The sequence below is a fragment of the Lamprobacter sp. genome (genome assembly GCF_034860625.1).
Lineage (GTDB): Bacteria > Pseudomonadota > Gammaproteobacteria > Chromatiales > Chromatiaceae > Lamprobacter.
The window spans coordinates 1-1,360 of sequence record NZ_JAYESN010000521.1 but is presented as its reverse complement, the minus strand read 5'-3'; the positions used below and the strand labels follow the sequence as shown (position 1 = coordinate 1,360).

The window sequence follows — 1,360 nt, the reverse complement described above, 5'->3', positions numbered from 1 at the left end:
TGTAGAGATAGCCCATCACTTCTAGGACCCCGATCACCAAGGGAGCGATGACGATCAATGGATACAGGAGCCTGTCGATGAACGGCAGTGGCCGCCCGGCTTCGCGCCGGGTGCTGTGGGCAAAGACACCGGTCCTTGGGTGCAACAAGCGATAGAAGGCGATCGCCAGCGAGACGACGAGGGCGACAAAGGCGACGCGCCCTGCGGCCCAGCCGGCATTCAGGGGGTCGAGATGCACGATCACCAGCAGCACCGCGGCGGCGGGCAAATAGGTCCAGGACAGTCGATCCAGCTCCCTGCGCAACAGCCGCAGACTGGGTGCAGGCCAGCGAAAATGGGCTGCTGCGAGCCCGCGCGGGATGCAGATGAGGCGCAGCCCGCGCAGCAAATAGAACTGCATGGCCAGTGCGAGGAGTGCACTGCCAACCGCCATCGAGAAGTCGGTCGCTTGCGACGAGACCCGCAGCTGCCAGCCGATCACCGCCGCCACCAGCGGCCAGGCCGCGGCGGCGAGCAGTGTAATGAGAAGCACCTGCAGGCTGTAGACGAAGCGATCACTGGTCGGCTTACCGAGCCGCTCGCTGATGGCTGCGATCCACTGTATCAGGTGCTTGCGGCCCCAGAGGAACAGGACCAGGAAAACCCCAAACAGCACGAAGATCGGCGAGTGGATGGCTTGATGCAGCAGCACGCCGGCGACCGCGGTCCAACCGCTCGGCGAGATGATCCGCCACACCTGATCGGGCAGCGCGCCAAGCTCGGCCAGCTCGGTGCGCGAGGCACTGCGGACCCAGAGCAGATTCACATCCAGGAGCGCATCGAATTGCTTGATCGTGGCGAGTAGATCGGATTGGGCGGTCTCCAGCTCGCCGAGCTTGAGCAGCAGCGCATCCTCGGACTCGATCGCCTTGTCGAGCAAGGTCCGCCGTTCATCGACCAGCTCCAGGAGTCGGGCGCGCAGCGGACCAGTCTGGGCGTTGGCATCCGCTTCGCGCAGAAGGGCCGCCAAATAGGCGTCCGCATCCGCGAGCCGCTGCTGCTCGCGCCGATGCAGCACCCGCTTGACCCCCTCCGGCAGACCAGCTGCCGATTCGGTCTCGGCGATCTTGGCGTCGAGGATCGCAGGCTTCACCGGTGAGCCTTCGCCAACCGTCTCGGTTTGCGCCCAGGTGATCTGGAAGACCAGCCCGATCAGCACGAGGCCGATCGCAAGAAGGCTTCGACAAGACCGCTTTGTCACGATTCGATGGGGTCCGGCTTCACCAGGCATAGCCCAGCTTCAGGTTCAGCGCGGTGTCGGTGGTCTTGGCCCGGATCGCCGGGTTGCTGTCGTAGTCGTATTCGAATTCGATACTCGCGC

The 1,360-nt window shown here is 64.5% G+C and carries 1 protein-coding gene and 1 pseudogene; both read right to left on the bottom strand.

What is annotated here, in order from left to right; translation table 11 throughout:
* Positions 1-1,198 (bottom strand): annotated as a pseudogene (locus tag VBE63_RS29425) (hypothetical protein); the annotation flags it as partial.
* Between the two features lie 61 nt (positions 1,199-1,259).
* Positions 1,260-1,352, bottom strand: a complete 93-nt coding sequence (locus tag VBE63_RS31720; protein WP_416274730.1) for a hypothetical protein — start codon at positions 1,350-1,352, stop codon at positions 1,260-1,262.
* Positions 1,353-1,360 lie beyond the last annotated feature (8 nt).